Source organism: Sinorhizobium fredii USDA 205 (assembly GCF_001461695.1).
In the GTDB taxonomy this organism is placed as follows: Bacteria; Pseudomonadota; Alphaproteobacteria; order Rhizobiales; family Rhizobiaceae; genus Sinorhizobium; species Sinorhizobium fredii.
Genome location: NZ_AUTC01000035.1, coordinates 64,770 through 91,342, shown reverse-complemented (window position 1 = coordinate 91,342; position 26,573 = coordinate 64,770). Strand labels below are relative to the sequence as shown.

Sequence of the window (26,573 nt, the reverse complement as noted above, 5' to 3'; positions counted from 1 at the left end):
CGCTGTAGCACGTTGAGTCGCTGCATGTTTTTCTCCTTGAATCAGCTCCGATTTAGGGAAACATGCAATGGCCAACCAAGGTTCGCCACGATGAAACTCGCTTCTATCGCCTGCGCAGCCGCACTCCTCCTCACGGCCTGCACCACCACGCCGCCCGAACTGGAGCCGATCCCCGGCAGCATCACCTATGGCGGCCAGCCGCGCACCAAGCTCACCAAGGCGCCGGTCGGCAGCATCGTCCCGCACCAGTTCTTCACGCAGCAAGGCGGGCTGGCCCGCGAAACCTATGTGATCCAGCCCGACCGCTCATTGAAGCTGGTTCGCCGCTACATAGATTACGACTTCATCACGAGGCGCGATTGACGAGATTGCGCCATCCTGCCCGCTTCGAGCTTGGGCGGCAGCTTCGACTGAGGCGCTAGGAACTCTACAATTCGGAGATTGCCATGAAACACCTATTTCCCACTCTCTGCACTGCCTTGTTGCTCACCAGCTGTGAGGTGACGACGTCTTCGGTGGGCTATTCGCCCTACCTTGAGCCCATTCCCGGCAGCATCACCTATCGCGGCCAGCCGCGTACGAAGCTCACCAAGGCGCCGGTCGGCAGCATCGTGCCACATCAGTTCATCGACCGGTTCGGTCGACGCGTTTACGAGACCTACGTGATCGAGCCGGATCGCTCGTTGCTGCTGGTCAGCCGACGTTACCGGGATTTCCTCCTCTTCGACGACGATTGATCTACTGCAGGTTTCCTTAAATCGTCGCCGATTCAAGGATAAAAACATGCAGCAATTCAAAGTGCTACAGCGACCCTTGCGCGTCTGATAGACACGCGGCGCTGTAGTAGCGGGCGTTCAGCCGACGCGACGAAGATAGATGTCTGACCGCGCTGCGCCTGCACTGGCAAACGCGACGTCATACTGCCCTGAGCAGCATGACCGCCCGTCTGGCCACATCGGCGAAGGTGACGCCGATTGCCGCGCCGCCGAGGCCGATGACGCCAAGCGCCCCCATCCCTATCAGCTTCCATTTGCGGACGTCCTCGGTCACCGGCTTCATCTCGGCAATTTCGTCTTTGACGAGCGTCAACGATCCCTCAAGCGTTCCGACCCGTTCGACGAGTTCGTCGATGCGCCGGTTCATCGACGTCCGCCCGGCATCGGACCGGTCCTCCGACCGGCGGAAATCCTCGCGCAGATTCTTCACCTCGGCGATCAGGGTCCCGAGCTGTTGGTGAACCGTGGCGTCAACCATCCCGCCGCTCCCCGTGCTTCGCGCATTCACCCTTTGTCCAGACGGACGCGGCACAAAGCCCGACGACCGTCCGGTCTATCCTGCGCTGGTCTGCGGCCGTGGCACCGCGAGCCCCGGCGAGGTCAATACCGACCACCGCGCGCAGGCCGCTCACATTTGCCGGCGCCGAAGTTCCACAACCCGCCAGAAACAGAGCAGGCATCATAGTCAAGGCGCTTCGCATCAGCCCTATCCGCCGCTTCATTGTTTTGCCTTTCGATTGCGTTGCGGACCGCCTGCGCACCGTTTTCACGAATTTCCAGCACGGCCCAGGAAAGGGCGGCGCACACAAGCAGACCGCCCAGGAATTTGCTCCATGGAATCTTCACCGCCCAAGCCCCAGGGCTTCCCGAACCGCCGGCATCGACGAGATTGCGTAGATCGCAAAGCCGACGATCGTCGCCAGAATGGCAAGCTGCACCCGCCAGTCGAGCGCCACGAGGTTCAATTCCTTGAGCGCTGTGATGATCGTTCCACCGGCGGTCAACAGCCATGTCCAGAACCGCCCGGAACGGGCAACGGGCCTGTGCCGCACTTCGGACCGCACCTTTGGGGGCGACACGTCCTCCGCCGGTTCCGATGTCTCATCCGAGGAGCGAGAGGCAGCAAGTACCTGGCGGAGCACCGCCTCGACCCTATCCGGCTTCACCAGCGCCTTATTGCGCCCGTCCCCGGCATAATAGGACTGCCCGCGCCTCACCCGCCGCCGGTCGCCGTCGGTGTCGGCAAGCACAGGAAGCGATGCCCATTCCATCGCCAGCCGCCGGCCGAACTCGGTCGCGCTGATCTCGCCGGAAACGAAGCTTGCGAAACCGCGGCGGTTCAGGAGATGAAGCCCCAACCTGTCCTGAAGTGCGGGCTCGAAGATCTGCTCCTCCTTGAGCCACGGAATTTCCCGCAGCAGCCCGATCAGCGTTGCGCGCATGAATTGGTAGGCGCCGGCAGCGCTCGACCCATGCGCCTTCGACCAGGTCTTCTGGGCCGCAATCACCTCGCCGAGCGTCATCGCGGTCAGCGGCTTCGTCAGGCCGCCTTGCCTGTGGGCATAAATCACATCATAGGAGGCGCGGTCGTTCCGCCCGACTTCCGCTTCGCGGATGAAGGCGAGCAGAAGCGCCGCGCCGTGAGGCATGGTGTGGGTCATGGTGGTACCTTTGGTGTTTGGAAAGGAAAACCCCGCTTATCGCGGGGGTTCAGGGTTTGGTCATCAGGCGCCGTCGCGACGGCTAGTCGATTCGCGGGCAGCCAGGGTCGGCTCCGAAGACGACGCGGTTGCGTTCCCCTCGACGACCGATGCCCCTTACTTCGATGGCGCTATTCGATGTCCGCCCGATTCTGGGATTTCGAAGATACCGGCGAGCCAGATGGAGGGCTTGACGTGTCGTGCACTGATATTCTTCCGGGTAGTTCTCTCGATAATATCGCCTCGGCGGATACTCATCGTGGTAACGTGGACCTGTGCGGCCGATATAGATGTCGAAGTCTTGAGAAAAGCCGCCTGTTGGCGCGGCAATCGAGGTAGCTACTGTTGCGGCCGCCAACAAGAGTTTAAACGATAACGCTGCCATTTGCATTCTCCTCGCTACGCTAGACGATTCTAGAAGGCAAATGATGAACGACGACAGAACGTTCCTTTACTGCTTCACCAATAGTCCTTGACCGGTCGGTATGGTCAATATTGATTGCCCATGGGCAGCAGCAAACTCATTCCACATCGCATTCTGCTGCTCGCACCCTCTAAAGGCGTAGTCGTCAAGCACGATAGTCGCCCCGGTGACGACCCTATCCCAGACCCTCTCTATGCATTCTTGCTCGTATTTCGCGACATTGAGGTCGATTGAGAGATAGGCAATCTTTTCGATCGGTACGCCATCCAGGGTTGCCGGCAGAAGTCCCTTTACCAAAATTGCATTCTCGAACTTGGAGAAGTTTCGCTTTGCGATCTCATGAACATCGAAATAGATGCCCGAGTTACGCTGCTTTGCCAGCATTGCCTCGTTAACAGTCATCTCGCCTTCGGGAATGCCTGCGAAGGTGTCGAAGAGCCAGAATTTCCGGTCGAGCACGCAAAAATTAAGATACTCACAAACGGTCATCGAAAGCAGGCCGGCGTTCACGCCGAATTCGACGAAATCGCCTTGAAGTTTGAGCGCTCGAAGTGCGGCAAAGCAGCACGTGTGAGCCCGCCAACGAATGTCAGGGACACGCTTGCGCTTCTGCCACGCCGCTCTGTTACCCGCCTCAGCGAAGCGCCAAGCAGCGGCAAATCGCGGCTCGTTCAGAAAATCCGTGTTCTTGTTTATGACCCTGAAGCCGTCGGCCTTGTAACCGGGTAGAGAGTCCTCGCCTTCTGCAAGGAACCGAAGGCGCTTCTTGACTTCGCGGATACCCATTTCACACTCCGCCACTATATCCACGCCTGCGCAAGGGCCATAGGTCGCGGACGGCCTAAGATGAGGCGGCCAGCGTTCCAACTCCGAGTGGGGCCGGTTTGCGCCGTTAGTTTAGCCGCAATCGTGAGCCGTTTGCCAATGAACTCGAAATCCGTCCTCGCTAGGGGTAGGAGGAAGATACCAAGTCAACGTCAATCAGTGGCAAACAGCAATCGCGCCTCCGCGTCTAACCACTCAGCGAGAACCATTACGAAGCCGAGATATGCTGGGCGACTCGCAACATGCACTGCCAACGTCGCTGTCCTGTTGCCCTTGGATGTGCCCGGTTGCGGGCCGTGGCAACATTCGATATGAGCAGCAAGAATCCAATTCCGAGACAAATTAATGGCCAAATCGAAGGTCGTGGTCGTCTTTCCTGTTTACAACGGTGAAAGGACTCTCTTCAGCAGTCTACAGTGCATCGCCGATCAGACGTTTCGAGATTTCGAAGCGATTGTTGTCGACAATAAATCGACAGACGACACACTAGCCGTCGCTGAGCAGTTTTGTAGATCGGATCGTCGCTTCTCCATTGTGAGAAACGAACAGCATGTCAGTGCACCGGAGAACTTCGCTCGCGCTTTCCAACTCGGCGCAACGCGTGGCGAATATTTCTGCCTGCGCGCATGCGATGACCATTCTTCTCCAGATTTTTTGGCGTGCTTGGTCGAGGCCCTTGACCGGGACCCCACCAAATTACTTGCGGCATGCTCTACAAAGGTGGTCGGGCCGAACGGAAGCAGAATAAAATCTCCCAATAAAGCCACCCTTGACTTCACCCAATCGTACGTTTCAGGGCGTGTGCCAAGAAACCTAACGTTCCCGGCAGAATGGATTTACGGCCTGTTTAGGGCCAGCGCCAAAGACATATTGATGACACGCTGGTTCGAACTCGGCAATCCCTGGTGTCTCGCATCCTATGTCGTGGCAGAGTTTGTCGTTCGTGACTCGGTCGCGTACGTGCAAGGACCAACATACGACTTTACTGAGGGCTCTGGTTCGGAGCAACGTTATGGAGCAAAGAGTTTCCGTAACAAGCTTGATCAACGGCTAAGGTATACATTTGGATGCTATAAGCTAGCAAGAAAACTTCCTCCGGTGAGATTTCTAACAAGGTTAAAGTTCTTCAAAATGTGCTGGAATGATGCACGGAGGAAGACGCGTTACAAGCTTTTCTGGCTTTTTTGAACTATGCATGGACTGATGGCGAGTTCGTCTTCCACGGCTGAGCACTATTGCCCACAGCCAGGGAGCGACAACAAAGACAAGTCGCGGCTAGACCTACGCAGTATTTGCTAGTAGCGAGCTGCGAAAGCGTTAAAGATCGAGCGCGGCGGTCCACACTGCGTCAATTTGCATCTCGGTTAAGCCGAGCGCCCCTCCGATGACTGCAATCAATGACTGCAACCGGTTGAACGAGGTGGCGTATTCCCATTCGATCTGGACGCGGTCCCTTTCGGGGCCGACCGGCATGGTATCAATCGCAGCCATTACCTGGACCGGAGAAATCCCCGCATTGACAAGCCCCAGACGCAATTGTCGTGCTGAAAGCGAGGGCGTTCTCCTGTCGGCTGCGTGTACGGCTGGATTAGGAATTTCGGATTGTCGGCGAGCCACTTGCGAATGGTAGGATTAAGGCCGAACGTATCATCGGGTCTCGATAGATAGTCGCAATCGTAGGTTTGACCGCTTATATCAGTCAGGTTGATCGAGAGCTCGTAAACTTCCGGCTCTCCGGTCGCACTGATCGCACGGACTTCATTGAGCGCCATTCTGCCTTGGGTGGAGCTAATCATACTTATGCGGTCCTTTGGATGATAAGCCAATCTGACGAAGTGACGATCCCTCGCACACGCCAAGTTCCTGAAAGCGCTGAACCGGCCCCGGAATAGCCGCTCTGAACGTAAGCGTTGGTGCTGTACAAACAGGGGATCACTGCAGCTTGTCGCGCGGGGTTGGAGCCATTCTGCGCCATCGCCAGGACTGTCCCTATTGGGAAGCTGGTGTTAGTGGATGATGTTCCAGTGTAAACCTCCGCCGCCACGAACCCCAACGCATGCGTATGGGTCGTCCCGCTAACTGAATTCGTGGTCGCGTTCGTAATGTCCGAGGGTGTTCCCAATGTCAGGGTGCGGTTTGCGGAAATAGCACCGCCACCGGCCAGGCCATTCCCGGCTATCACCTGGACCGCATTGCTTGCAGGCGTATAGCCGTAGAGCGTGTTGATGTCGGGAGCTGCGAGGTTGCCCGAGTGCCAGATCGTATTGTGCGCTGCCACTGAGTTGTCATAGAATTTCAACGCGTCAACACTGTTCACGTTCGACAGATACAGGTAGTCACCCGTATCGTCGTTCGAGACGCGGATGCCATCGCCGTTCGCCGTGCCGTCCCGGTGCTGGATATAGCCCTTGCGGTCGTTGGCTTTCCAGAATCCGACATAAGGATCGCCCGTCGCCGAGCCGATGAGTTTGACGGCCTCACCATCCGTGGTTACGGCGATCTGAGTGAAATCGACGTAGGCGCCGCCAAGCCGGCCTGAGGGTATCGTGCCGGTCGTAAGGTTCGCGGCGTTGTTGGCACCAAGCGTCGCACGCGCCGTCGCGGCATCCGCATCGTCGAGCATGGTCTGCGCAAAAGCGGAAACGCCGAGCGTCGTAAGCGCGGCGCCGGCCGTTGCGTCATCCAGCAGCGTCCGCGCAAACGGCGTCAACGTCGTCGTCGCATAGGCGTCCGCCGCGGTCGTGTAGATCATCCTGTCCGCACCCGTCGCAAGGCCGGCAATCGAAGTCAGCGCCGCGCTTGCTCCCTGGGCGCCGAGTGCTGTGCGGGCCGCGCTGGCGCTTGTGGCGCCCGTTCCGCCCGCAGTGATCGGTCGTGCCGCATTGGCGTCGGCCGTCAGGTCGTCAATGAGCGCGTTATAGGGCACGCTCTGGATCGTCGTGTTCGGCACCCCCTTGGTGCCCGCCGGTGGGGAATAGACTCCGCCTGTTCTTGGCAAGACAGCCTCCATGAAAAAAGCCTCCCGATGGGAGGCCGCGAAACAATTGGAATGTAGCTTGGGGCGGACTGGCGCCTGCCACCTCCACACGTGCATCTTTGGATTGCAGCGAGATGAAATGTTACGTCAGGACCGCCCCTTCCCGGCCGCAAAAAGCCGGCCGTAGTCCACTCGGCGCAAGCCGTCCGGCCCGCGGCTCACCGCGTCGGGGCGGGTCTTCTCCACCTCCTGCGCCATCACGCCGATATGCTTCGGCCCGCGGCCCTGCTCGCCCCTGTAGTTGAACTCGTAGAGATTGTGCCCCTTGAGCCTGCCGACCTTCTCGATGTTCTTCTTGGCGCGGCGATCGGATAGCGGGATCTTCTCGAACATCCCAAGGACATTCCCGAGCAGATTGCCGCCTCCCTGCTGCCGGGCGTTATAGGCGGACATTTGGTTTTGATAGTTCTGCTGCACCAGCCCGGCATAGTCGACCGGCTGGATCGACTGCCCCTGCGTCGGCACGAAGTTGGGGTTCGTCACCTGCGCGCCGGAAAGCAGCGCCGAGATCTCGTTGATCGGCTGGTTGCGCAACGCATATTGCTCGTTGAGATGGTTCGCGCGCGCGGTATTCTCGGCATTGATCTGCGCCTGTCGTGCGTTGAAGCTCTGGTCTTGCAGCGCATTGTTGGCGGCCGTCGCCGACTGGCCGTTCTGGTGCATCTGCTGCTTGGCGCTGTTGCCGAAGTCGGCGTTCTGCAGAGCCTGGGCGTAGCCCTGCGCCTGCGCCGCATTCTCGAAGCTCGCCTTCTGGTTGGCGAGATTGGCGAGACGCGTCTGCTCCTGCCCGGCGTTCAGCACGGCAGCGATGCGGGCGTCGTTGGACGTCCGGTTCGCCTCGTCGATCGCCCGGTTATAGGCCTCCGATCCCGGCTGCAGGCCCTGGTTGGCAAGCCGCGTTTCCAGCGCCGCCCGGTCGCGCTCGAACTGCGGGTTGAGCCGCGCCATCAGCGCATTCTCGTATTTCGACGTGTCGAAGTCCGTCTCGTAGCTGCGCGCAATGTTGCCGGCATTGCCGACGGACGTTGCGAGCTCGGGTCCGCTGGAAAATTGTTGGTATTGCGGCAGTGTCAGCTTCAAAGGGTCGCCGGCGGCCGGGGCCTTCGAAATGTCCATCGGCTTGCCGAGCAGATCGTTCAGCCGGCTCGATTGCGTGTTCGCTAGCGTAGCAAGGTTTTTTTCGGCAGCGTCGGCCTGAAGCTTGATGGCCTTCTGCGCATCGGAAAGCTCCTGTTTCGCCGTCGCGACGGGAAGGTCGTAGACATTCCCGCTCAAGGGGTCCGTCCATTTCTGCGTCGTATAGCTGTAGGTGAGGCTGCCGTCCGGCGTCACCTGGTTCACATTGCCCATGTATCCGTTGGCAACCGCCGTGCCAATGTTGGTCGCGGTCTGTGCCGCTGCCGTCGCCTTCGGATCCGGAGGAGCGGGCGCTTTTGATTTTCCCATAGAACACCTTTTGAGCGGGATGAGGAAAAGTGTGCGCGGTTTTCCGCTCGCATGCCGCGCTACGATTGGAATCGATTGACGGGATGCGCCCGCCAGTCGTTGTCTGTCAGAGTGAAGATGATCTCCGCCTCATCCCGCCCGCGAAGGCGGGGGATGCGGTAGCTCGTGAAACCGAAGCGCCGGGCGATCGAGACCATGCCAGCATTCTCCTCCGAGACGCGCAGCACCGCCATCTGGCAGCCGATCTCGTCGAAGGGATAGCCGAACATGGCCTTCAGCACCGGCCGCGTCAGCCAGCCTTTGCTGGTGGCGGCGGCCGAAAGCTCGACGACGCCCGCTTCAGGCGAATAATTGTGGTAGACGACGCCGGCGACGAGCCTTCCCTCCTCCGTCACGCCCAGCGTGGTGAAGTCGGCAAAGCCCCTTTCGCAGCCGTCGATATGGGCGGCGACGAATCCGGCGATCGCATGGTTGGTCGCGGGGTCGCCCGCCCCGCCCCAGATGATGTTCAAGCACTCGCCTCCCCGGCTGCGACCTGCAGCGTCGCAAGATCGACCTCGATGTCGAGCTTCACCGCGCCGCCGGAGGTGATCACACAGCCGACCGCCAGCATGTCGCCGCTGGCGCGCACGTTCTGGCGAAAGTCGTAGCGCAGCGCTTGCGACACGCCGTCCCAGCGCGCCACCTCCCAAAGGCCCACGTCCCATTCCGGCGACGCCGTGTCGCCTTCCGTCACCCGGTCGAAGGGTGGCGTGGTCCGGTCGAAATCGGCGCGGGCGAAGAGCTGCACCTTGGGCCGGGTCTTGGCGCGGAAATACATATGCGCCATCGTCGCCGCCGTGCGCTGGCCGAATTGACCGGCCGGCGTGAACTGCGAGAGATAGCTGGCGACAAAAGTCAGCCCGTCGTCGGTGCCGCCGGTGTCGCCCTGCCAGCAATAGCCATTGCGGGAGCCGAAGAAGAGCCCGCCTTGCAGCGTCTCGAAGCAGTTGGCCCGCCAGTTGCTGATTGTCGCCCAACGCCCGCTCAAGACATTCAACACGAAAGTCGTGTCGCTGACGACGCTGTTGTCCGGAAAGGCGACGAAAACCAGGTTCTGCTCGGCCCAGGGTTTGATTGTCCAGCCGGCGCCGGTGGCGTTCGCCGCCTGCCTCCAGTCGTCCTCGATCGGCCGCGAGACCGAAACCTGGCTCAGCGCCTGCCGGTCACGCTGAAACACCTGCGACATCGGCGTCAGCCCGTCCGAGGTCGCGATCAGCACGTCGCCGCCGACGCGGATCCAGGCATTCTTTCCAAGCGGCTTGCCGATCTGGTAGACGCCCTTCAGCGCGAAATCGTTGGCGCTCGAAGGGTCGGAACCGGCATAGACCGCAATTTCGCCCTCCGTCGAGACGAAGACGCAGAGATCAGAAAGGCCGTCGCCGCTTTCCAGCGACCAGGAAAAGCCGGTGATGAGCGAGCCGCCCTTCTTCATCACGCCGCCGAGCGGGAACACGGCAGCCGCGCCGCCGATCGCGTTCACCGGCAGGTAGTAAGCGTCGAGCGTCGCGTTCTTCAGGAAGAACTCGCGGTTCTTGAACAGCCAGCCGTAGTTGAGCTCCGCCATCGTCGTACTGTCGGAAAAGGTGATCGTCGGCGTCGTTGTCCAGACGGTGCCGTCATAGATGCGGCGCGTGTCGGCGCCATTGAGACAGACGAGAAAGGAGCCGCCGGCGGTGGTGTGCTGGAAGGCGCACCAGTCGCCGCCGGCAAGCCCGCTCACTGCCGCGGCCGTCGTCGCCGGCGGGACTGTGGGGGCTGTCATGTTGTAGATCGCGGTAGCCGTCGCCATGAACAGCTTTTCGTTGCTGCCGAACTTGTACCTGAAGGCGCTGCGGATGGCGCCCCCATCGGCTGCGAGCCCGACCTTGCGTGAGCCGCCGCGTATCTTGCATCCGGCAAGCGTCGGCAGGAAGTTCGTAAGCACGGTGGCGGAGCCCGGTGCCTGCGAGGCCATGTCGGTGCTGGTCACCAGTCCCCCTTTCGGCGCCGGGAAGGTCACAGATTGCGAGGCCTGCGATCGGCCGATGCTCACCGATCCGCGGTTGGTTTGCGGCAGGCGGCCAGGGCGAACTCTCATCATGAGATCCCCCTGTCCGCATTGATCTCCTGCAGGAGATCCGCCTCGAACTCGGCGAGGTTGTCCTCGAAGGAAAGGCCCTTCTGGCGCTTCCAGCGCCAGATCAGCCCCTTCTTCAGCAACCGCTCGGGAAAGAGCGTCGTATCGTCGTCGGCGCGAAACGCGTCGCGTTCCTCGTAAGGATCGCCGAGCACCCAATTTTTCGAGACGTAGTCGATCGTCGCGTCTGCGGAGGAACCAGCCGGCGAGAAGAGCATCTCCCTGCCGCTGAGGTGGCAATAGGGCTCCGCCGAGCCGACGCCGACGATCACCGCCCATTGCGCCCCGTTGCTGACCGGCCGGAAGAAGCCGCCGGCGGCGGCCCGCACCCCCCCGCCGGGTGCCAGCCGCTGGTAGTCGGCGGGCAGGATTTCCGGCGAAGCGGAGACAGCATGCGTCTTCAGCATCCGCTTCCAGTCGGCGCGTCGGGCGATCTCCGCGCCCGCTTCCTCGGCGAGTGCCACCATTGTTTGCGCATTCGGATCATTCGTCCCGTAGACGCTGTCGAAGCGGTCGAGCGAGACGATGTCCGAGACTTTGTTGATCACGGTCAGCAGCGTCATGGCGTGAGCCCTCCGATGACGATTTCGGCGTTGCCCCAGCGCAGGCGCTCGTCGGCAAGCCCGAGCCCGGCCATCGCCTGGCGCTTCAGTGCCTCGGCAGCGCCGGCCTTGTCGGCATCGCGTTCCCAGATGGCGATCTCCTCGACGAGCGCGTAGAGATAGACGTCCGGCGCCTTTTCGATCAGCCAGTTGCTTGGCGCCGCGGGTGTCAGCGCCGGAATTTTCGCGTAGTAGGTCAGGCGGATGTCCCCGCCGCCCTTCGGCCGCACCTGAATGGCGCTGCCGACGATTGCATAACCAATCGGCGGACAGTCGGAGATCACGTGGCTGCTCAGTTCCTGCAGCGGCAGCGCCCGGAGCGCCCGGCTGTCAGGGGATAGTACCTGCCGCGCCTCGACGAAATCCGCCGGCAGGCTGCCCTCGCCCTCCGCCAGCGGCACCGTCGCCGTCTTCTCCATGTCGGCAGTCCGCATCACACGATTGAGCTTGAGCTCCGCGAGCGCAAGAAAACGCGGGAAGAGATGGGCGACGTCGTCGCGGCCGGAATAGTCGCCGGCGTCGACCAGGAGCGACGCATAGTCGGATATGATCATAGATGTCCCTCGAAGCTGCGCCATGCGCGGTTGTCGCCGTCGTTGAGCCACCGCTTCACATAGCGGTCGTCACCTTCGGAATGCGCCCGAACCAGGTTTTCGGAATGGGCGAGGTTGAGCGGAATCGAGGCGACCTTGGTCCATTCGCCGAAGGCATTGCCGGCGGTGGTGTTGCGGCTGAATTCGTTCTGGCGGACGAGGTTCTCGACCGGATAGTCCGTCCGCCAATGGGTCCTGTTGCCGTCCTCCATCACCCAGACGGAGCGGCCGGTCAGAAAATCATGATCGAAGAGCTTCCAGTTGCCGTCGCGCACGATCATCCTTCGTCACCTGGAAGAGGATCGTTGCGTTCGGCCTTGCCCTGTGCGATCAGGATCTTTGCCGCCTTGACCGGCAAATCGAGTACGGTGCCGGCTGGAATCCGTTCCTCGTCGATCGCCCAGGTATCATAGAGAAGCCTGACGGGTACCGTGGTCGTCTTTGTGTCTGCCATTCATTTCTCCCGAAGACAGGGACCGACGCGCAGTCGGTGCGCTTGAGCCGAACTTGGAACTCGGGGCTAGCTGGCGGAGCTCAGCCCGAAGAGATCGGCGGCAACGCCAAGGCCCCTCTCGTTGTGTACCTTCAGCGTGCCCTCGCCGATGATGACGCCCTTGTCAGCATCGCCGGTCTTGGCGACGTCGCGGTCCTCCTGGATCTGGCGCAGCCACAGGAAGGAGAGCATGTCGGTGTCGATGAAGAAGGCGTTGCGGGCGACTCCGCCATTCACGGCCTGCACCCGGTTCGGGTGGATCATCACCGTGCCGAAAGGGCCTTCGTAATAGTCCGCCGTCGCGACGATGGTGTTGCGCTCGCCGCCCTGCGACACCGCATAGCGGAACGGCGCGACGTTGCTGTCGGACATGAAGGTGACGAAGACGGATTTGACATAGGGAGAGACAGAGACGTGACGGAAGTTGGCGCCGTTCTGGTAGCCCTGCTGCATCACGGAATCGAGGATCGCCTTGGTGAAGGGACGCTGCGTGCCGTCGGTCGGCGCCACGGTCAGACCCGTACCGATGTTGAAGCCGCCATTGGCGCCGCCGGCGCCCCTGGAAGCGTTGCTGGCGATCCAGGTGCTGAGCGATCCGAATTCACGCGTACTGCCGGCGACCGTTGCGTTCGTGTCGACGATCGCGAACTCCACGTCCTTCCGAATTTCGACGCCCTTCTTCAGTTTCTGGTACTTGCGCTTCTGCACGTTGCCGGCCTCCGCCGTCACCTCCTGGGTGGCGGAAATGATCCAGTCCTTACGCATGATCTGGGTATAGTTGCCGAGCCGCTTCGGCGGGGTGATGGCGCCGAAGGCATATTCCTCGCCCTCCTCGCGGATGTTGGCGCCGGGCGCGGCGAGCTCGTCCGTCTCCCATTCGGGGTGATAGGTGGTGCACTTGCCCTTTTCGATCAGCGAATAGATCGGTGTGTCTTCCGGCGTGATGCGCGACACCACGTCGGAAAGCTCCTCGCGATTGCCGACGGCCTGCGTCGTCTGGAATGTATTGGTTAGAACTGCCACTTCCTGATCCTTCTATGATGATGAGACGCACCGGCCGCTCGGCCGAGGAGGCGCGGATGCCGATGATTCTGATGGGTTGCCTTTGCCTTGGGTAGCCGTTCTCGCAGCCGTCTACCCTCCGCCACGCAAGGGGGGCGCTGTCCGCCCAGGTCTTCCGGTCGCTATTCGAAATCGACCGCCATCGCGTCGCGGATCGACCCGCTTCTCACGAGCCGCCGCATTGCCTCGCGACTTTCACGTTGCTGACGTTGTGCTTGGTTCTTCGCCTTCATCCGCGGCGCCGCAGCCGGTGCCACGGCCACCTTCTGCAAGGCCTTTGCCCTCGTTCGCTCCGCAAGAAGCCCGAGCCTGGCATAATGGGCAAGCTTGAAGAGCCGGTGGTCGACGACCTCGCGAATCTCCTCGTCGGAAAAGCCGAGTTCTCTCGCCGCCTCGAAAGCGTCTGCGAAGAAGGCTTGCCGCCCTTCATCCTGCCCGGTCTGCGGAAAGGCCTCGAGGAGCTTGGCGTTCTCTGCCTCCAGCCTCTTTTCACTCGCCGCGGTCTGAAGCTCGGCCGCAACGGCAGCCGGTCCTTCGCCCAGCGCCATTACCCGCGCAAGCTGCGCTAGCCCCGCCTGGTGTAGCGCCCACTGTCGCTGATAGGTCTCCGGATCGTGAAGCCTCAGCTCCTCCGACGGATTCGGGGGAATCTGGGCAGAGATCAGTTCCGCAACGGCATTGGCCGCAACCGCGACCCGGCTGCTCATGCTTTCGAGCATCCGCTCGCGGTTGGCGAGATCCTGTGTCTTATGCCGGTAGTCCCGGTCCCGCATGTAGCCGAGCTTCAGTTCCTCGAACGAAACCTCTTCCCCGCCCTCCAGCGTGACGATCGTGTTCTCGACTTCATCGTTTGCCTCCTCCTCGTCAGCAAGGATTGGTTCATCGCCTTCGCCGGCAGGATCATCCGGCTCGTGAACGTCCTCTATGGTCTCGCGGTCCAGGCCGTCCTGCTCCTCATCTGGCAGTTTGGCCTCGTGCGGCTCCCGGAAGTCGAGCTTGTCGAAGCTTGCAGGCTCATGCGAGCCGACAATGGTTTTGCTCCCGCCGGAAGGCGGGTTGGCACTATCGTGCGTCATGGAAAGACCTCTTGAGAGAATTCAGCGCGGAGGTGCCGCTTTCGCGCTTTCCCGCAGCGAGAAATTCGCGACTTTTCAAAATGCTGCACCTATTTATGAATCAATTTGGCATAAGGCGCTTGAGGGCGGCGGGCCTGCCGCGCTCGATCTACGCGCGCTTCACACAGGCACGTTCGTGCCTTCGGCCTTGGCCTGCTCCGCCAGGAACTTCAGCTTTGCGCAGAAGTTGCGGACCGCCCGCGCTTCGGCCGCGAAGGCGGCCCGCGCTTCGTGGTCCGTGAATTTCGCATTGATACAGCCGTTGATGGCCGCCGCCTCCAACTCCTGCATCAATCGCTCGAACAGCGGATTGTCGAGAAGCGCCCGCGCCGCCGCCTGTTTTTCCTCTGGCTTCATCTCAGCGCTCTTTCTTGCGAGCAGCCCGACCGACCAACCGAGCGGGGCACACGGCAGGATTGTTTATTGCCTTGAGTTTTTGCCGGCTGTCGGGAGGGGGGTCGTGCAGCCACCCCCGCTGCGCGGGGATGCGAGCCGGATAGAAGCGTCGTCGATTGCCGAAGATGAGTGGGTACGCACCGAAGATGACCAGCCGCCTCCGGGCCGCTTCTAGTCCCGCTCGAGGGAAAGCTTCGTTCCTATCTTCGTGATGCCTACATCCGGCGTGCCGTCGGTTGCCCAACAGGAGCATGGCTCGCCGGCGGGACCGGTGCCATAGGAGCAGACCTGGGCCGGTGTCGAGCATTGTCGTGGGCCTGGCTTGGCGGCCGTCTTGGTTGCCGGTGCTTGGACCTTGACCGATGCGCGTGCGGGCACCGCTGGCGCGGCCGATTCGCTGCAAGACGAAAGGACGAGCGGAAGCATAGCAAGGAACAAGCAGAGGTAGCGAACGGTTTTCATGCGCTAGCCATATTCTGAGGCGTGGCAGGTTTCAACCCCCCAAGTTCTCATCCTGATAGCCCTCCTATATGGACCGCCGTTACCGACTCGCCGCTTACCGCCTCCGCCATGCTCTGTTGTCGTTTCAGATCCAATTCGGCGTCGATCTGGTAGCGCCTCAACGCGCCCTTCTGCTGTATCTCTGCAAGCTTCAGCTCGCGCTCGATCTCCAGCCTGCGCCGGTCGTTTTCCGCGACAAGCCGCGCCTTCTCGGCGTCAGCCTGCGCCCGCATCTCAAGCTTCTGCATCTCGGCGTTCGGTTGGCTGGCACTCGCCTGCATGCGGCGCTGGATCTCCTCCGGCGTCGGCTTGGTGAAGTAGAGGTCGGGCGATTTCAGCCCCGCCGCCTCGACCGATTTGGCGATGCCGTTATAGAGGTTGTCGGGCGAGACATAGGGATTATCCGGCCCCAGCGTCATCAGCAGCTTTTCCTGCAGCTGCTGAATCATCTGCATCATCATCATGTCGCGCTCGCGGGTGCCGGCGCCGAGGCCGGTATTCACCGTCGCGTCCATCTCGGCGTTCCAATGGCGCGGATCGAAGGTTACCCATAGGCCACGCAGCCGCACGGCGCGCGGCCGGTCCTGGTGCTTGATGACGAGGCGCAACAGCCCCTTGAACACGCGCCTTAAGCCTTGCGCAAAGGTGCGCACCATCAGTTCCGTCTGGCCGATCCCCGCCTGCTCGATCAGCGCCGTCGCCCGTGCCGTCATGTTGGTCAGCGCATCCGGCGCCAGTCCGCTCGAAGCGTCGGAAATGCCGGTGCGGTCGGTCGCCTCCTGGTCGAGATAAGAGAGCATCGCGAAGGATTCTTTCGCCACGAAGGGCACCATCGTGTAGCCGAGCGCCGCCCGCGCATCGATGCCCTGGCTGACGCGGATCGGCTGGCCGAATTTCGGGTTGAGGACGGCTTCCGGGTTGGCGATCGCCCCTTCCTGGACGATCGGCTGCTGGTTGTTCTGCCAGTAGAGATTGTCGAGCGTCTGGCGCATCAGCACGGTCTTGACCCGCTGGATCTCCGCCATGTCGTCGGTAACCGAGCCGCCCTCGCGCTGGTGCGGCCGCCGCTCGATGATCAGGTCGGCAAACGGCACCTCGTCCCATTCCTCGTTGGAAAGCAGGTGCTCCTCGCCCGTGCCGCCGGCGAGGACGAGCCGCCGCAACTCGGCGATACCGTCATCATCGGCGTCCACCTTTACATAGAGCTCATAGTAATCCACCTCCTCCAGCGCCTTCGGCACGGCGTCCTTCGCCTCGAAGGCGTCGCGTCTCCGGGCAAATTCCTCGTCGTCGCGCCTGCTGTCGCCGGTCGAGGCCGGCAAGCCTTCGATCAGATCACGGTCGTAGCCCATGGCAACGAGGTCCGAGCGGCGCATCCGCGTGGCAATGCCGGTAATCGGGCTGTCCGCGATGGAGATAGCTTCCGGGTGGATCAGAAATTCCTCGAGCGGCACGGCCGCCAGCCGCGGCGTGCCCCGCTCCAGACGGCGGCGGATCTTCACGCTGTAGCTCGGCTGTTCCACCACCCCTTGCGGCGTCTCGATCCTTTCAGTCGTTCGGGATTGCTCCAGCACCTCCACCGCGTCGTCGCCAACGAGTTGAATGAGCGCCGCTTCGTCGAGGCCGGTGTGGGTCGAGACCGCGACCGAAGTCTGCTTCTCGTACCACCAGCGGATCACGCCGTTGCGGAGCTTCAGCGCATCATGCGCCGCATCCTGCACGGCGTCGTAGCCGTCGCTTTCGGGAAAGACGACATAGTTGATGTAGTCGCTCGCCTGTTCGGCCGCTGCCTCGTCGCCCTCGTTGACCGGCGCGTATTCCACCACCTTGTCGTTGCCGAGGATGGTGCGGATCAACGATGGCAGCACCTTCTTGATCGCCGCGCGCACGTCGCGGGAGACGACCTTGGAACGGTTGGCATCCGCCGGCACGTCCTTCATCGTGCCGTCGTAATATTCCATCGCCTTGATGCGATCGATGGCGAGTTCGTCACGATAGTTTTCGCAGTCCTTGACCAGTTGGCTGACAAGGGCGCAGAGGCGTTCATCGGTCATTGCGGCCATCAGAGAACCTTTCGGGCGGTGAAATTCCAGTTTGCATTGCCGTTGTTGGCTCTCGCGTATCGCTTCATCATCAGCGCGTAGCGCGAGGCGGAGATCAGGTCGTCGCGCTCCTTGACGATCCTGCCGTCCTTGCGGTGATAGAGGCGGAATTCCTCGAACCATTCCGCGCAGGGGGAAAACACCTTCCAGCGCCCGGTCTGCATTCGCTGCAGCATGTCGGAAAGCCCCGCCTCGACGCCATTGGTGCCGTCGTCGAAGGTCGCCCGCTCCGCAAGAAGTGGCAGCCCCTGGGCGCGGTACTGGGCGGCAAGCTGCTCTCCGCTTCCCTTGTCGTGCTGCAGGCCGTCATGCGGCCAGGCAAAGGGAAGCCAGGCGCCCCAGGGTTTCAGCGCCGCCGCATGGATGATCGGCGTCGCTTCGCGCTCGCGATAGATCCTGGTCACGTAGAAGACGTCGGCGTCACGATCCCAGGCGCAGCCGGCGGCGGCGAAAGGATGGTCCCAGCCGAAGTCGAGTCCGCCGATCTGCACCCAGTGCTTCGGTATGTCGAACGGATCGACGCGGATTGTCTCCTCCGTCACCGGAAATATCCGGCCGGAGCCAAGCCTGGGCACGCCCTTGGTGCGAGCCTCACGCTCATGCGCGGGGTAGCTGTCGATGATCCTCCGACGCTCCTCCGGCGAATAGTGCTCCGCATCCTCGATCGTCATGGTGATGACCTCGCGATCCGGCGATTTCTCCATGAGATACCTCGCCACCACCGAGCTCAGGCCTTTGAGCGGCGTGAAGGTCAGTGCAATCGAGCCGCGTGTCGCATTGGTGCGGGTGATCCCCTCGAAATAGACGTCTTCCGGCGGCTCCTCGTCGAACCAGACATAGTCGACCGTGTTCGCCTGCCATTTGCCGCGACCTTGCTCATAGGCCTTGAAAAGCAGCGTCGACGTTCCGCCGGAGGCATGCCGCACCGTCACGCTGTCGAGCGCGCCGGAGGCGCCGGAGCGCCGTGTCGTGGCCTGGATCGCCGCCTTCGGAATGAAGCCGGTGCCCCAATCCTCCTCGTTGAGCGGCGGCCCGACGAGCAATCGCTGCACGCCGTCGCGCGTCAGCTCGTAGGACTCCGAGCCGGCGAGCATGACGATCGGCTTGTCGAAGCGTCTCCCCTGCCACCAGTCCGGGTAACGTCCTGTCAGGTGCATCGCCGCTTCGGCCGCTCCGGCCAGGGTCTTGCCGAGTTGATTGCCGGCCATGAACAGCCGCTCTCGATAGCTGGTTCCGGCCGCATGAAATTCCCGTTGCTTGGCATAGGGTCGGTAGCGCGTCAGAATGTCTGTCCGCCGCCGCCGGTCGAGCTCGGCCATCAGCACGACCTGCTCTTTCAGCATCGCCGATATCTCGGGCGCAGTCGCACCGGATGTGCTCGGTGGTGTCATCCGTGGCGATTTCCCGTTTTCTGGTTAGAGTCCGCGCTTGGAGCATTTCTGATGCACGATCAGAAGAAGGGTCGGCGGGAGTGTCGCCGCTGGACTGCGATCGAATAAGTTCAATAATGGTTTCCGGCGCGCTTACGGCGCGGATCGCTCGGACGCAGACCAGGAGACGTGCTCATGATCGAAGGCCATTGCCATTGCAGGGCGGTCCGCATCGCGGTACCGGTCCGTCCCGAAACCTTGGGCGATTGCAATTGCTCGCTCTGTAGCCGGCTCGGCGCGCTCTGGGGCTACTACGCCCCGAGCGACGTCACGGTAAGTGACGAAAACAAGCACCTCGTCGGCTACGTGCAGGGCGACAAGACGCTTACGGCTTTCCATTGCGGCATCTGCGGCTGCACCACGCACTGGTCGCCGATCGGCCGCGGTTCGGCGAAGATGGGCGTGAACCTGCGGATGTTCGACCGCTCAGTCTGGGAGGATATCCCGCACCGCCTCATCGATGGCGCAGCTTGGTGAAAGCCGGCGGGCGCCTCGATGGTACCCGCTAACTGCATGTCTTTGTCCTTAAATCGACTTCGATTTTAGGACAACGACATGCAGCAATTCAAAGTGCTTCAGCGACCTTTTGCGCGCCTGATAAGGCGCGCGGCGCTGTAGGCGTCATATCCTGCCCATCAGCAAGAGGATCAAGAGTATGACGACCACCACTCCGAGAAGCCCGGAAGGGCCATAGCCCCAGCTGGCCGAATAGGGCCAGGCCGGAACCGCTCCGATCAGGAGCAGGATCAGAATAACGAGAAGAACAGTTCCAAGCATATCGCGATCCTCCGCTGCACGATTCGCTGCTACGGCGACAAGATCATGCAGCTATTCAAGTTACCGCAGCGATTTTCTCGCGTCTTGAAGGACGAAGAACGCTGCAAACTGCGTTCACATCCTATCGAATGCTGAAAGGTCTCTGTTGGTTCCGATCTTAAAGCAGGCCGGAACGCGCGCAGGGCGGGCTCGGTCCTCAGGCGGCATTGATCTGCGTGTACCGAGGGGAACAGCTTGCAAGTTCCAAAGGCATTTCTATGGGTTCGTTCTCGGCACCTGGAGAACATGCTAAACTTTCACTGGCAAAAGGGGGGAAGTCAAAATGCCACGTATTGCGAACCTCTATTTCAAGACAGCCATTATCTTTTTGATCTTGGGCATCTCGATCGGCCTGCACATGTCGATCTCGGGCAATCACGCCGCCACCGGCGCGCATGCGCATGCCAACCTGCTCGGCTGGGTAACGATGGCAATCTTCGGCGGCTACCATGCGCTCAATCCGCAAAAGGCGGCTAGGCGCCTGGCATCGATCCAATACGCCGTCTACACCTTCGGTGTGGCCGTCTTGATCCCGTCGCTCTACCTGTTGCTCTCCGGCAACGCCGCCATGGAGCCGATTGTCGCCGTTTCGTCGCTCATCGCCTTTGCCGGTGTTCTGCTGTTCGCCGTTATCATCTTCTCGAACAGCGAAGCGGCTGTGACGACCGCAACATCGCCGGCGCGCTGATCAGGGCGCCTTTTCCAAGCGCAAGGCACCGTCGCGCGCCGGTCGCCTCGGCCGGCGCGCCCGGGTTTTTCCCGCATCGAGCAGCGGCCGGATCGCCGCGTCCAGCGCGCGGATCCGCTCGATCAACTGCTCGTCCGAAAGCTCGTCCATGCCGCCCGCAGCCGCGTTCAAATCCTTGGGCAGAAGCGAGGCGACGAGCTTCAGGTAGGTCTCGGGCTTTTCCGCCCGAATGCGGGCGATCACGCCAACGCCGTGCGCCGCGAAATCCGCCCGCACCGCGTCGAGGAACGCGCTCCCCAACTGGCCACGCCACCTGGCTGCTCCCATCGGCGTGACGGATCCAGCCGCTGCATCGTCCGGCAACTCCGTCTGCGGTGCGGCGTTTTCGTTATCAAGCATCGCGCTCTCCGCTTGGTTGTCCATCGCTCCGCCTCATTAGAGCAATTCCAGGAAAAGTGTGTCACGGCTTTCCGTCCGGAATTGCGTAGTTTCAAGACGTTAGATCCTTTCATTGTGTCAGCGAAACGATGAAAGGATCTGAGTATGCGGAGTTTTCGACGCGTGCATCCGATGCACGCGTCGCCACCCATAATTGCGCCAGAATCGCGACTCAGATTGAATACCGAAGACCAGCATTGCCTGTCTTCGTCGAACCATTTCGCCATCAGCAGGGAAACATGCGCCGCATACTTGCCGTCCTCTTGATTGCCGCCACGACCGCTTCCGCCGCCGCCGCAGGTCAATCCGGCAAGCCGCGATATTTCGTCAAGGCCTGGCTTCAAAAGGCCGACAAGACCTTCGAGCACACGACCATTTGGTGCGGTCCCGACCAGCATTGCTTGCTTCCAATCGGGGAGGACATGATCGAACTACGCGAGTTGTCCGGCTCCAGTTACCATCTGAGGTTCATTTCCGCTTCGTCGGAGGACACTCCCTGCTGCGTCTTCCGCAACGGCTCCCGCGAGGCGCGTCTTGAGAGCGAGTACCCTCGTGTTGCAACACTTTATTACAGACCGGAGATATTGGGTGGCCGAGGAGTCACGAAGTTCGGTAGGCTCATCATCGTCGTCGAGGACCTGTACTAGGGTCGAAACGGCCGTGCAGTTGATCAACCGGCAGCACTTCGATAGCGACCATGTCGATGCTCCCTCAAATTCAATCGAGAAGCAGCGGTCTGCGATGCTTCCACCCGACATAGGTAGATCGAAAACATGCGTCCGCTCTTGGCTGCCTTCCTTATGGCCGCTTCACTCGCGCCCGCCTTCGCGGCGAACCAGAGCGGCGAACCGCGCTACTTCGTCAAGGCCTGGCTCCAAAAGGCCGACAAGAGTTTCGAGCACGCAACCGGTTGGTGCGATGGCAACGACCTCTGTTTGCTTCCGATTGCGGAGCATATGATAGAACTGCGTGAGGTGTCGGGCGACAGCTATCTGCTTTCCTTCAAATCCGCTCCCCCCGAGCCTAAACCCTGCTGCATATTCCGCGACGGCTCCTTCCAGATATGGCTCAGAAGCGGTAGCCCTCGTGTCGCCGTGCTCTTCTACCCACCCTATAAGCGGGGCGAAGTTCGCGTCACCCAGTTCGGCAGGCTTATCATTGCGGTCGAGGTCCTGAACAAGCCGAATCCGGTAACGCCGGCTTTACGCCTGTAAGCACGAGCGCCGAGAGGTTTCCTACTGCATGTCTCCTTAAATCGACTTCGATTTAAGGACAAAGACATGCAGCAATTCAAAGTGCTACAGCACGTTTGCGCGCCTGATAAGGCGCGCGGCGCTGCAGTGCCCTCCGGCAAGTAAGAGTTCGGTCCGAACAGCACTCTCAAGCAAGCTTTCAGCGTAAGCCCTTGCTTCCGCCGGGCTCATATAGCCAGGTCCCGGGGCAAGCAGAGTATGCCTCTCAATCCTGGCTACCCCTACTCAACAACCATTGCTTTGCTTCTCCGCCCGCAATCCGCACTCTGGCAATCGTCGCGGCCGGCGATGCTGCCGTTAGCTCACCTGCCCTCTTGGAAGGCATGCATGAACTCGCGTCGTAACGCTTCCGAACCGCCCTGCGGATTCGGGTCGACGCGAAAGGCGCATCGCCGGCCGCATACGACGCCGCTACGTCTCAAGACGCGCAGGTCGCCGTAAGCTTGATCTGATAACACTTGAGAGGAAGTCTGGTGCGCCCCTCGCTAGAGGCGGGGTGCCTGCATCAATCACTGGGAAGGCACCAGCGAGATGAGGACAAAATTCCTATCCTTGATTTATGGAATACTCCAGCAGACCTTCTCATGCAAGCCCCGTTCAGCGGCGGGACGCTCAATTTGGGATTTAGCCACAGAATTCTGTGCTCCGGTGTAAACCCCGCAATCGCGAATGCCGCCCCAATGGGATCCACGTTCCTCACCGGGCCGAAACAGCAAAATCGTCCAAGCATCTTATTATACAAACGTATATTATAAACTACTTGCATAATACTTTAGGCTCTGTTTCAATCGCCAAACGGCTGATGCACAAGGGCTGGGCCTAGGTCTTTTGAAGAATGCTTCAAACCGCATGACGCTATCTAATACCCCCGGCATCGCACGATTTGCGGACGCTGGCCTGATGCTCGCTCCGGCGAGCCGTACTATCATTTGAATGCTGTTGGCAGCCAACGCTTGAAAGCTGACAGTCATATTTGAACTGACTGCCAAGACGCGGTGCGAACCGCAATTATTTTAGAACCAAAACATATTACCCGCGTCCCGGCCGCGCCGGGAACAGAAAGGCCCTCAACGCATTGCCTTCGCGGGAGAAGGAGTTGTTCACATGCGCAACCATTGGATCTATGTCGCCATCGGATTTGTCGCTGGCGCTGCACTGTTTCTCTCCACCGCCTGGCAGCGGACGCCGCCGGTCCAGGAAGTCACCCTAAAGCTCGAAAAGACCAGTCGTCTGCAAGCCCCCACCATCCAGACGTCTTTCGTGATGGAGCGCTTCGGTCCTGCCAGGGCGGTAGAGTAGCAACTCAACGGCTGCCTCGCCCTCCTGCATGTTTCCTTAAATCGTCGCCGATTCAAGGATAAGAAGATGCAGCAATTCAAAGTGCTGCAGCGACCTCTACGTCTGAAAAGACGCGCGGCGCTGCAGTGCCCTTGCGTTTCGTCGGCGGATGGGCAAGGTACTGGCGCCGACCCATCCGGCCGGCGCGAGAAGCGAGGGAGCCTGCCTTGAATTCTGACGAGAAGCCCGCTGCGACGATCAGGGTCGAAAAGCGCATGAACGGCCGCTGGGCCTTCGCGCTCACCTATCGCGGCGTGACCTACCCTGCCCAAGGCCAATTTGGCAGCCAGCTGCAGGCGCAAGCTGCGGCCCAGGCCGCGATGAAATTGCTTGAGAGGCGGGGCTGAAACGGCCCCCACCGGTTCGCCATGCGTGTCAGTCGTAAGGCGAATTGCACTGACGGCGGCGGCCGTTGAACGGCTGGTAGGAGTTGTCGTCCGGACGGTACGAGCCGTAGCGCTCGAGGCACCAGCGCAGATGGGCATTCAAATCGAGGCGAATCTCGCGGCGGGGGCGAATGCGCGGCCCGACTGTTCCCGGCAAGGGCCCGCCAACCGTCGCTCCTGGCCCTACGCCGATGTCGGGCCTTTGCCCCTGATAGCGCGACGCGCCATAGCTTGGATAGCGCGGCAGGATAAAGTCCCTGTATTGTCGCTCGACGAAGAGCTCATGCTTGGAGGGCCCGCCGCAAATGCCGATGCACGTTTGAGCCCCTCCCGGGGCGGCACCGGCCACCGCACTCCCAAGCGCCAAGGCAATGATAAATGCTCTTCTCACTGGCTTCTGTCTCGCGCAACAGTCCCGCTACGCGCGCCTCTTCAGGGATCGCGCCGGAGGGCGCCTTGGTCGATAGTAGCAGAATGTCGACCGTCCCGCCCCTCAATTTGTTAAGCTGGCCCATGGCGGCGACACCGAAACGCAAATCGACACGGACGACGCTGACCGCCTCGTTCCCGAGGCGGGCAGTCACTATAACGAAGACTCGCCTATAGCTTGCTTATAGGTAAGGCGAAACGCACAGTCGACGCGGCCCATAATAGGGCTGATAAGTGTTGTCGTAGGCCCGATAGGACCGATAGCGCCCATAGCACCAGCGGACATGGGGGTTACTTCCGGCATAATATCGCGGTGCCGAATTGTACCTTGGCTGCGCCAGCAGCCCGCCGATGATCGCGCCGGCCGCAAGACCGCCGAACAGTGCGCCTATATCATCGTCGTCGTCATCGTAGTGTCGGTAGTGATGGCGGCGGTATCCGTTTCGATAGTACCGGTTGCTATAATGCCCACGCCGATAGTCGCGCCCGCGAAAACAGGGATATCGGCACCCGCTCCCTTTGAATTGTTCACCCCGTTCATAGGAGAACTGAACCCGCTGAACATCGGCGGTTTCCGATTTTACCGTCGGCATGGTGGGAAACGCCCCTGCGGGCGGCGGAACGCTGCTCATCGCCGTCGCCAGCGACAGGGCAATGATTGCTAGCCTCTTCATTGCCATCACCTTTCTTAGGATCTGTCATCCCTTCGAAAGAGAGAATGGCTGAATTCCGCATTTGTGCCAGCGCTTGGAGAGCGATCACGAAGTGTTGATCTCCCTCATTACCGTTGGCTCGACCGGACTGGTTCGGTTCAGCCTTCAGTCCGGCACACGCACCAGCATTGAAATAGGATAATAATCCTATTCTTGCGCAAGCAAATGATCCCTCTCCCCGTAATCGCACAGGCCCTTTTCGAAGACGAGGGCGTTCAAACCCCGCTTGAGCCACAGCAATTGTGCCTCCGGCATCATTCGCAGGCCTTCGTAGTCCATCACGCAGACGTTGAAGACCGTGGTTTTGACCTGCCGCCCCTCGTCGCACCCGAGCAACACGCCATCGAGCCGCATCATTCTTTCTGTCGCCCGCTTTATCTGACGATGGTGCTCCTCGGTCGTCTCGGCGGGATGCCCCTGTACCCGGTCGATCGCTTGAGCGCGTATGCTCGGGAAAGGGATGCCGGTCAGGTGATAGTATCTTGCCATCACTCTCCCATAGTCATCGCCCGCTGCCCGCTGCGCTTCCGTGATCCGCCCATCGAGGAAGAGGCGTCCCAGCGTGTAGCCGGCAAAGCAGCTGCTCGTTTCGAGCCCATGCATGCGCTTCCTCGCCGCCAGCGCGACCGCCATGGCCTCCTTCTCGCTTTCGCGCTTTGACCAGTCCGGCTTGATCTTGCCGCAGGCGAAGCGCTCGGCATTCGATTTGCGCGGACGTCCGAGCTGCGCCTTGCGCTTCGCACGGAGTTTCTGAGCCTTGCTCATCATTGATTTGTCCTTTCGATATTATCGGGGCGAGGAAGAAAGCGCGACCGGGTCCCCGGCGCGCTCTAAATCGGGAGCCGGCGGGCATCAGGATGCGCTGCAGGTGATGAATTGCTTTAAAGCGGCGATGGGCGGCCGATCACGGCACAGGGCGATTCACGGCTGCGAGCACCGTCGTGTGGTCGCGATGAAAGATGGAGATCGGATATGGGTAGTTCATAGGCGATTGTCTCCCCTTGACCGTTCCACCCATGAATGACACCATGCATGTTGTAATGTCAACATGATTTATGTTACACGTGTTGCTATGCTTCATGTCATGAACGAAAAAGCTGAACATTGCGCCAGGCACGCATTACTGCGGGGTACCGCTTTGCCTCCGATGCGGCGAACGCCCTTGGCATCGTCGCCTCGACTTATCGCGCCCACGAGAACGGCCAGAACGAATTTGAGTTTGCCGAGGCCAAGATCTACGCGCGCAAGTTTAACGTCGATCCCGTTTGGCTCATGGGTGACGCAGCGGGCGCAGAGATCGGCATCCCGATCCCGACCCCTAAACCGCGAGCGGTCGATCCACCGAACGCCACCGTTATCGAAAAGGTGGTCGGACAGGCCAGGAAAATCCCTGTCTTCGGCCAGGCCGTAGGCGGTGTAGATGGTGAATTTCTGATGAATGGCAATGTGTTGTACGATGTCCTTGCGCCACCGATCCTTTCGGACATCTCCGGAGCCTATGCGGTCTCGATATCCGGCGATTCGATGTCTCCCCGTTACGAAGACGGCGAAGTTTGTTTCGTCGACCCCAGTCGTCGCGTGAAGAGGGGCGACTATGTGATCGCCCAGATTCGCCTGGAAGAAGGCGGCGCCCCGCTCGCTTACGTCAAGAAGTTCATTCGACACAACAGTTCCGAACTGGTGCTTGAGCAGTTCAATCCTCAGAAAGAACTGCGTTTCGAAGCCCACACGGTGCACTCCGTCCACTACATCGCGCTCGCCGGCAACGCCTGAAGATCATTGCGTCTCTCGCGCCATGCAACTTTCACGCTTTGCAATCCTCACTCATGGTGATACAACACAAAACGTGTTG

32 protein-coding genes and 2 pseudogenes are annotated in these 26,573 nt (G+C 60.8%); 10 read left to right on the top strand and 24 right to left on the bottom strand.

What is annotated here, in order from left to right; all coding sequences use genetic code 11:
* Positions 1-90 precede the first annotated feature (90 nt).
* Positions 91-363: a hypothetical protein gene (locus N181_RS05110; protein ID WP_037395334.1), complete on the top strand. Its 273-nt coding sequence runs from the start codon at positions 91-93 to the stop codon at positions 361-363.
* 83 nt (positions 364-446) lie between these two features.
* Positions 447-737 carry a hypothetical protein gene (locus tag N181_RS05105; RefSeq protein ID WP_037395332.1) on the top strand — a complete coding sequence of 97 codons (291 nt, stop codon included), beginning with the start codon at positions 447-449 and terminating at the stop codon, positions 735-737.
* A gap of 178 nt (positions 738-915) precedes the next feature.
* On the opposite strand, the gene N181_RS05100 is transcribed toward N181_RS05105, so the two are convergent.
* The 5 genes from N181_RS05100 to N181_RS05085 form a co-directional block, all read right to left on the bottom strand.
* Positions 916-1,254, bottom strand: coding sequence for a DUF1515 family protein (locus N181_RS05100; protein WP_014328767.1), 339 nt, complete (start codon positions 1,252-1,254; stop codon positions 916-918).
* Positions 1,247-1,477 (bottom strand): hypothetical protein, encoded by a 231-nt coding sequence (locus N181_RS34580; RefSeq protein WP_234885858.1) that lies wholly within the window; start codon positions 1,475-1,477, stop codon positions 1,247-1,249. Before N181_RS34580 ends, N181_RS05100 begins: the two co-directional genes overlap by 8 nt.
* Positions 1,377-1,622, bottom strand: coding sequence for a hypothetical protein (locus tag N181_RS31115; RefSeq protein ID WP_153451468.1), 246 nt, complete (start codon positions 1,620-1,622; stop codon positions 1,377-1,379). Before N181_RS31115 ends, N181_RS34580 begins: the two co-directional genes overlap by 101 nt.
* Positions 1,619-2,437: a lysozyme family protein gene (locus tag N181_RS05090; RefSeq protein ID WP_037435734.1), complete on the bottom strand. Its 819-nt coding sequence runs from the start codon at positions 2,435-2,437 to the stop codon at positions 1,619-1,621. The genes N181_RS31115 and N181_RS05090 overlap by 4 nt, the downstream gene beginning before the upstream one ends.
* A 490-nt stretch (positions 2,438-2,927) precedes the next feature.
* Entirely contained in the window at positions 2,928-3,686 is a 759-nt protein-coding gene (locus N181_RS05085) for a TylF/MycF/NovP-related O-methyltransferase (protein ID WP_014328770.1), read from the bottom strand.
* 384 nt (positions 3,687-4,070) lie between these two features.
* On the opposite strand from N181_RS05085, the gene N181_RS05080 reads away from it, so the two are divergent.
* Positions 4,071-4,913, top strand: coding sequence for a glycosyltransferase family 2 protein (locus N181_RS05080; RefSeq protein ID WP_037397226.1), 843 nt, complete (start codon positions 4,071-4,073; stop codon positions 4,911-4,913).
* A 129-nt stretch (positions 4,914-5,042) separates the two neighbouring features.
* On the opposite strand, the pseudogene N181_RS05075 reads toward N181_RS05080, so the two are convergent.
* The 14 genes and pseudogenes from N181_RS05075 to N181_RS05010 form a co-directional block, all read right to left on the bottom strand.
* A pseudogene (locus tag N181_RS05075) lies at positions 5,043-5,521 on the bottom strand (hypothetical protein).
* Between the two features lie 2 nt (positions 5,522-5,523).
* On the bottom strand, positions 5,524-6,735 hold the full coding sequence (locus tag N181_RS05070; protein WP_014328773.1) for a hypothetical protein: 1,212 nt from the start codon (positions 6,733-6,735) through the stop codon (positions 5,524-5,526).
* A gap of 114 nt (positions 6,736-6,849) precedes the next feature.
* Positions 6,850-8,208: a tail fiber domain-containing protein gene (locus N181_RS05065; RefSeq protein WP_037435736.1), complete on the bottom strand. Its 1,359-nt coding sequence runs from the start codon at positions 8,206-8,208 to the stop codon at positions 6,850-6,852.
* A 59-nt stretch (positions 8,209-8,267) separates the two neighbouring features.
* The gene (locus tag N181_RS05060) at positions 8,268-8,720 is read right to left on the bottom strand and encodes a GNAT family N-acetyltransferase (RefSeq protein WP_014328775.1); all 453 of its coding nucleotides are present in this window, start codon (positions 8,718-8,720) and stop codon (positions 8,268-8,270) included.
* A complete protein-coding gene (locus N181_RS05055; RefSeq protein ID WP_037435746.1) occupies positions 8,717-10,327 on the bottom strand; it encodes a hypothetical protein in 1,611 nt (536 codons plus the stop codon). The genes N181_RS05060 and N181_RS05055 overlap by 4 nt, the downstream gene beginning before the upstream one ends.
* Entirely contained in the window at positions 10,327-10,929 is a 603-nt protein-coding gene (locus N181_RS05050; protein WP_014328777.1) for a hypothetical protein, read from the bottom strand. Before N181_RS05050 ends, N181_RS05055 begins: the two co-directional genes overlap by 1 nt.
* The gene (locus N181_RS05045; RefSeq protein ID WP_014328778.1) at positions 10,926-11,522 is read right to left on the bottom strand and encodes a phage adaptor protein; all 597 of its coding nucleotides are present in this window, start codon (positions 11,520-11,522) and stop codon (positions 10,926-10,928) included. The genes N181_RS05050 and N181_RS05045 overlap by 4 nt, the downstream gene beginning before the upstream one ends.
* A complete protein-coding gene (locus tag N181_RS05040) occupies positions 11,519-11,842 on the bottom strand; it encodes a hypothetical protein (protein WP_014328779.1) in 324 nt (107 codons plus the stop codon). Before N181_RS05040 ends, N181_RS05045 begins: the two co-directional genes overlap by 4 nt.
* A complete protein-coding gene (locus tag N181_RS33955; RefSeq protein WP_014328780.1) occupies positions 11,839-12,015 on the bottom strand; it encodes a hypothetical protein in 177 nt (58 codons plus the stop codon). The genes N181_RS05040 and N181_RS33955 overlap by 4 nt, the downstream gene beginning before the upstream one ends.
* Before the next feature lie 66 nt (positions 12,016-12,081).
* Positions 12,082-13,077 (bottom strand): DUF5309 domain-containing protein, encoded by a 996-nt coding sequence (locus N181_RS05035; protein ID WP_014328781.1) that lies wholly within the window; start codon positions 13,075-13,077, stop codon positions 12,082-12,084.
* 161 nt (positions 13,078-13,238) lie between these two features.
* Positions 13,239-14,192, bottom strand: coding sequence for a hypothetical protein (locus N181_RS05030; protein WP_014328782.1), 954 nt, complete (start codon positions 14,190-14,192; stop codon positions 13,239-13,241).
* 159 nt (positions 14,193-14,351) lie between these two features.
* Entirely contained in the window at positions 14,352-14,588 is a 237-nt protein-coding gene (locus N181_RS05025; protein ID WP_014328783.1) for a hypothetical protein, read from the bottom strand.
* Positions 14,589-15,136: 548 nt separating this feature from the next.
* On the bottom strand, positions 15,137-17,191 hold the full coding sequence (locus N181_RS05015; RefSeq protein WP_014328784.1) for a portal protein: 2,055 nt from the start codon (positions 17,189-17,191) through the stop codon (positions 15,137-15,139).
* On the bottom strand, positions 17,191-18,621 hold the full coding sequence (locus tag N181_RS05010) for a terminase large subunit domain-containing protein (RefSeq protein ID WP_060563284.1): 1,431 nt from the start codon (positions 18,619-18,621) through the stop codon (positions 17,191-17,193). Before N181_RS05010 ends, N181_RS05015 begins: the two co-directional genes overlap by 1 nt.
* 174 nt (positions 18,622-18,795) lie before the next feature.
* On the opposite strand from N181_RS05010, the gene N181_RS05005 reads away from it, so the two are divergent.
* Complete coding sequence (locus N181_RS05005; RefSeq protein ID WP_014328786.1) at positions 18,796-19,137, top strand: GFA family protein; 342 nt, start codon at positions 18,796-18,798, stop codon at positions 19,135-19,137.
* A 144-nt stretch (positions 19,138-19,281) separates the two neighbouring features.
* On the opposite strand, the gene N181_RS31105 is transcribed toward N181_RS05005, so the two are convergent.
* Positions 19,282-19,437, bottom strand: coding sequence for a DUF3309 family protein (locus N181_RS31105; protein ID WP_014328787.1), 156 nt, complete (start codon positions 19,435-19,437; stop codon positions 19,282-19,284).
* A 322-nt stretch (positions 19,438-19,759) separates the two neighbouring features.
* Here N181_RS31105 and N181_RS05000 point away from each other — a divergent pair, with 322 nt between their 5' ends.
* A complete protein-coding gene (locus tag N181_RS05000; RefSeq protein WP_060563283.1) occupies positions 19,760-20,164 on the top strand; it encodes a hypothetical protein in 405 nt (134 codons plus the stop codon).
* Here N181_RS05000 and N181_RS04995 read toward each other — a convergent pair whose 3' ends face one another.
* On the bottom strand, positions 20,165-20,563 hold the full coding sequence (locus N181_RS04995) for a hypothetical protein (protein WP_037397240.1): 399 nt from the start codon (positions 20,561-20,563) through the stop codon (positions 20,165-20,167).
* Between the two features lie 278 nt (positions 20,564-20,841).
* Between N181_RS04995 and N181_RS04990 the strand changes: the two genes are divergently transcribed.
* From N181_RS04990 to N181_RS04975, 4 genes are all read left to right on the top strand, one after another.
* Positions 20,842-21,249: a hypothetical protein gene (locus N181_RS04990; RefSeq protein WP_060563287.1), complete on the top strand. Its 408-nt coding sequence runs from the start codon at positions 20,842-20,844 to the stop codon at positions 21,247-21,249.
* 126 nt (positions 21,250-21,375) lie between these two features.
* The gene (locus N181_RS04985; RefSeq protein WP_014328791.1) at positions 21,376-21,816 is read left to right on the top strand and encodes a hypothetical protein; all 441 of its coding nucleotides are present in this window, start codon (positions 21,376-21,378) and stop codon (positions 21,814-21,816) included.
* Between the two features lie 1,143 nt (positions 21,817-22,959).
* Positions 22,960-23,154: a hypothetical protein gene (locus N181_RS04980; RefSeq protein ID WP_014328792.1), complete on the top strand. Its 195-nt coding sequence runs from the start codon at positions 22,960-22,962 to the stop codon at positions 23,152-23,154.
* A gap of 206 nt (positions 23,155-23,360) precedes the next feature.
* Positions 23,361-23,540, top strand: a complete 180-nt coding sequence (locus tag N181_RS04975; RefSeq protein ID WP_014328794.1) for a hypothetical protein — start codon at positions 23,361-23,363, stop codon at positions 23,538-23,540.
* Positions 23,541-23,568: 28 nt separating this feature from the next.
* Here N181_RS04975 and N181_RS31100 read toward each other — a convergent pair whose 3' ends face one another.
* From N181_RS31100 to N181_RS04970, 3 genes are all read right to left on the bottom strand, one after another.
* Complete coding sequence (locus tag N181_RS31100; RefSeq protein WP_080577609.1) at positions 23,569-23,970, bottom strand: BA14K family protein; 402 nt, start codon at positions 23,968-23,970, stop codon at positions 23,569-23,571.
* 220 nt (positions 23,971-24,190) lie between these two features.
* Positions 24,191-24,682 (bottom strand): BA14K family protein, encoded by a 492-nt coding sequence (locus N181_RS31095; RefSeq protein ID WP_014328797.1) that lies wholly within the window; start codon positions 24,680-24,682, stop codon positions 24,191-24,193.
* A 186-nt stretch (positions 24,683-24,868) separates the two neighbouring features.
* Positions 24,869-25,489, bottom strand: coding sequence for a hypothetical protein (locus tag N181_RS04970; RefSeq protein ID WP_037397210.1), 621 nt, complete (start codon positions 25,487-25,489; stop codon positions 24,869-24,871).
* Positions 25,490-25,805: 316 nt separating this feature from the next.
* Here N181_RS04970 and N181_RS04965 point away from each other — a divergent pair.
* A pseudogene (locus N181_RS04965) lies at positions 25,806-26,494 on the top strand (LexA family transcriptional regulator).
* Positions 26,495-26,573: the final 79 nt, after the last annotated feature.

What these genes read in the sequence shown, in the direction of transcription:
- N181_RS05045 (WP_014328778.1), bottom strand. Translation starts at nt 11,522, where the DNA reads ATGATCATATCCGACTATGCGTCGCTCCTGGTCGACGCCGGCGACTAT.
- N181_RS05005 (WP_014328786.1), top strand. Translation starts at nt 18,796, where the DNA reads ATGATCGAAGGCCATTGCCATTGCAGGGCGGTCCGCATCGCGGTACCG.
- N181_RS05065 (WP_037435736.1), bottom strand. Translation starts at nt 8,208, where the DNA reads ATGGGAAAATCAAAAGCGCCCGCTCCTCCGGATCCGAAGGCGACGGCA.
- N181_RS05100 (WP_014328767.1), bottom strand. Translation starts at nt 1,254, where the DNA reads ATGGTTGACGCCACGGTTCACCAACAGCTCGGGACCCTGATCGCCGAG.
- N181_RS05110 (WP_037395334.1), top strand. Translation starts at nt 91, where the DNA reads ATGAAACTCGCTTCTATCGCCTGCGCAGCCGCACTCCTCCTCACGGCC.
- N181_RS05070 (WP_014328773.1), bottom strand. Translation starts at nt 6,735, where the DNA reads ATGGAGGCTGTCTTGCCAAGAACAGGCGGAGTCTATTCCCCACCGGCG.
- N181_RS34580 (WP_234885858.1), bottom strand. Translation starts at nt 1,477, where the DNA reads ATGCGAAGCGCCTTGACTATGATGCCTGCTCTGTTTCTGGCGGGTTGT.
- N181_RS05050 (WP_014328777.1), bottom strand. Translation starts at nt 10,929, where the DNA reads ATGACGCTGCTGACCGTGATCAACAAAGTCTCGGACATCGTCTCGCTC.
- N181_RS04995 (WP_037397240.1), bottom strand. Translation starts at nt 20,563, where the DNA reads ATGCTTGATAACGAAAACGCCGCACCGCAGACGGAGTTGCCGGACGAT.
- N181_RS05105 (WP_037395332.1), top strand. Translation starts at nt 447, where the DNA reads ATGAAACACCTATTTCCCACTCTCTGCACTGCCTTGTTGCTCACCAGC.
- N181_RS05085 (WP_014328770.1), bottom strand. Translation starts at nt 3,686, where the DNA reads ATGGGTATCCGCGAAGTCAAGAAGCGCCTTCGGTTCCTTGCAGAAGGC.
- N181_RS05055 (WP_037435746.1), bottom strand. Translation starts at nt 10,327, where the DNA reads ATGAGAGTTCGCCCTGGCCGCCTGCCGCAAACCAACCGCGGATCGGTG.
- N181_RS05030 (WP_014328782.1), bottom strand. Translation starts at nt 14,192, where the DNA reads ATGACGCACGATAGTGCCAACCCGCCTTCCGGCGGGAGCAAAACCATT.
- N181_RS05040 (WP_014328779.1), bottom strand. Translation starts at nt 11,842, where the DNA reads ATGATCGTGCGCGACGGCAACTGGAAGCTCTTCGATCATGATTTTCTG.
- N181_RS05080 (WP_037397226.1), top strand. Translation starts at nt 4,071, where the DNA reads ATGGCCAAATCGAAGGTCGTGGTCGTCTTTCCTGTTTACAACGGTGAA.
- N181_RS04980 (WP_014328792.1), top strand. Translation starts at nt 22,960, where the DNA reads ATGCGCAACCATTGGATCTATGTCGCCATCGGATTTGTCGCTGGCGCT.
- N181_RS05010 (WP_060563284.1), bottom strand. Translation starts at nt 18,621, where the DNA reads ATGACACCACCGAGCACATCCGGTGCGACTGCGCCCGAGATATCGGCG.
- N181_RS04970 (WP_037397210.1), bottom strand. Translation starts at nt 25,489, where the DNA reads ATGATGAGCAAGGCTCAGAAACTCCGTGCGAAGCGCAAGGCGCAGCTC.
- N181_RS33955 (WP_014328780.1), bottom strand. Translation starts at nt 12,015, where the DNA reads ATGGCAGACACAAAGACGACCACGGTACCCGTCAGGCTTCTCTATGAT.
- N181_RS05090 (WP_037435734.1), bottom strand. Translation starts at nt 2,437, where the DNA reads ATGACCCACACCATGCCTCACGGCGCGGCGCTTCTGCTCGCCTTCATC.
- N181_RS05025 (WP_014328783.1), bottom strand. Translation starts at nt 14,588, where the DNA reads ATGAAGCCAGAGGAAAAACAGGCGGCGGCGCGGGCGCTTCTCGACAAT.
- N181_RS31105 (WP_014328787.1), bottom strand. Translation starts at nt 19,437, where the DNA reads ATGCTTGGAACTGTTCTTCTCGTTATTCTGATCCTGCTCCTGATCGGA.
- N181_RS31095 (WP_014328797.1), bottom strand. Translation starts at nt 24,682, where the DNA reads ATGAAGAGGCTAGCAATCATTGCCCTGTCGCTGGCGACGGCGATGAGC.
- N181_RS04985 (WP_014328791.1), top strand. Translation starts at nt 21,376, where the DNA reads ATGCGTCCGCTCTTGGCTGCCTTCCTTATGGCCGCTTCACTCGCGCCC.
- N181_RS04990 (WP_060563287.1), top strand. Translation starts at nt 20,842, where the DNA reads ATGCGCCGCATACTTGCCGTCCTCTTGATTGCCGCCACGACCGCTTCC.
- N181_RS05015 (WP_014328784.1), bottom strand. Translation starts at nt 17,191, where the DNA reads ATGGCCGCAATGACCGATGAACGCCTCTGCGCCCTTGTCAGCCAACTG.
- N181_RS05000 (WP_060563283.1), top strand. Translation starts at nt 19,760, where the DNA reads ATGCCACGTATTGCGAACCTCTATTTCAAGACAGCCATTATCTTTTTG.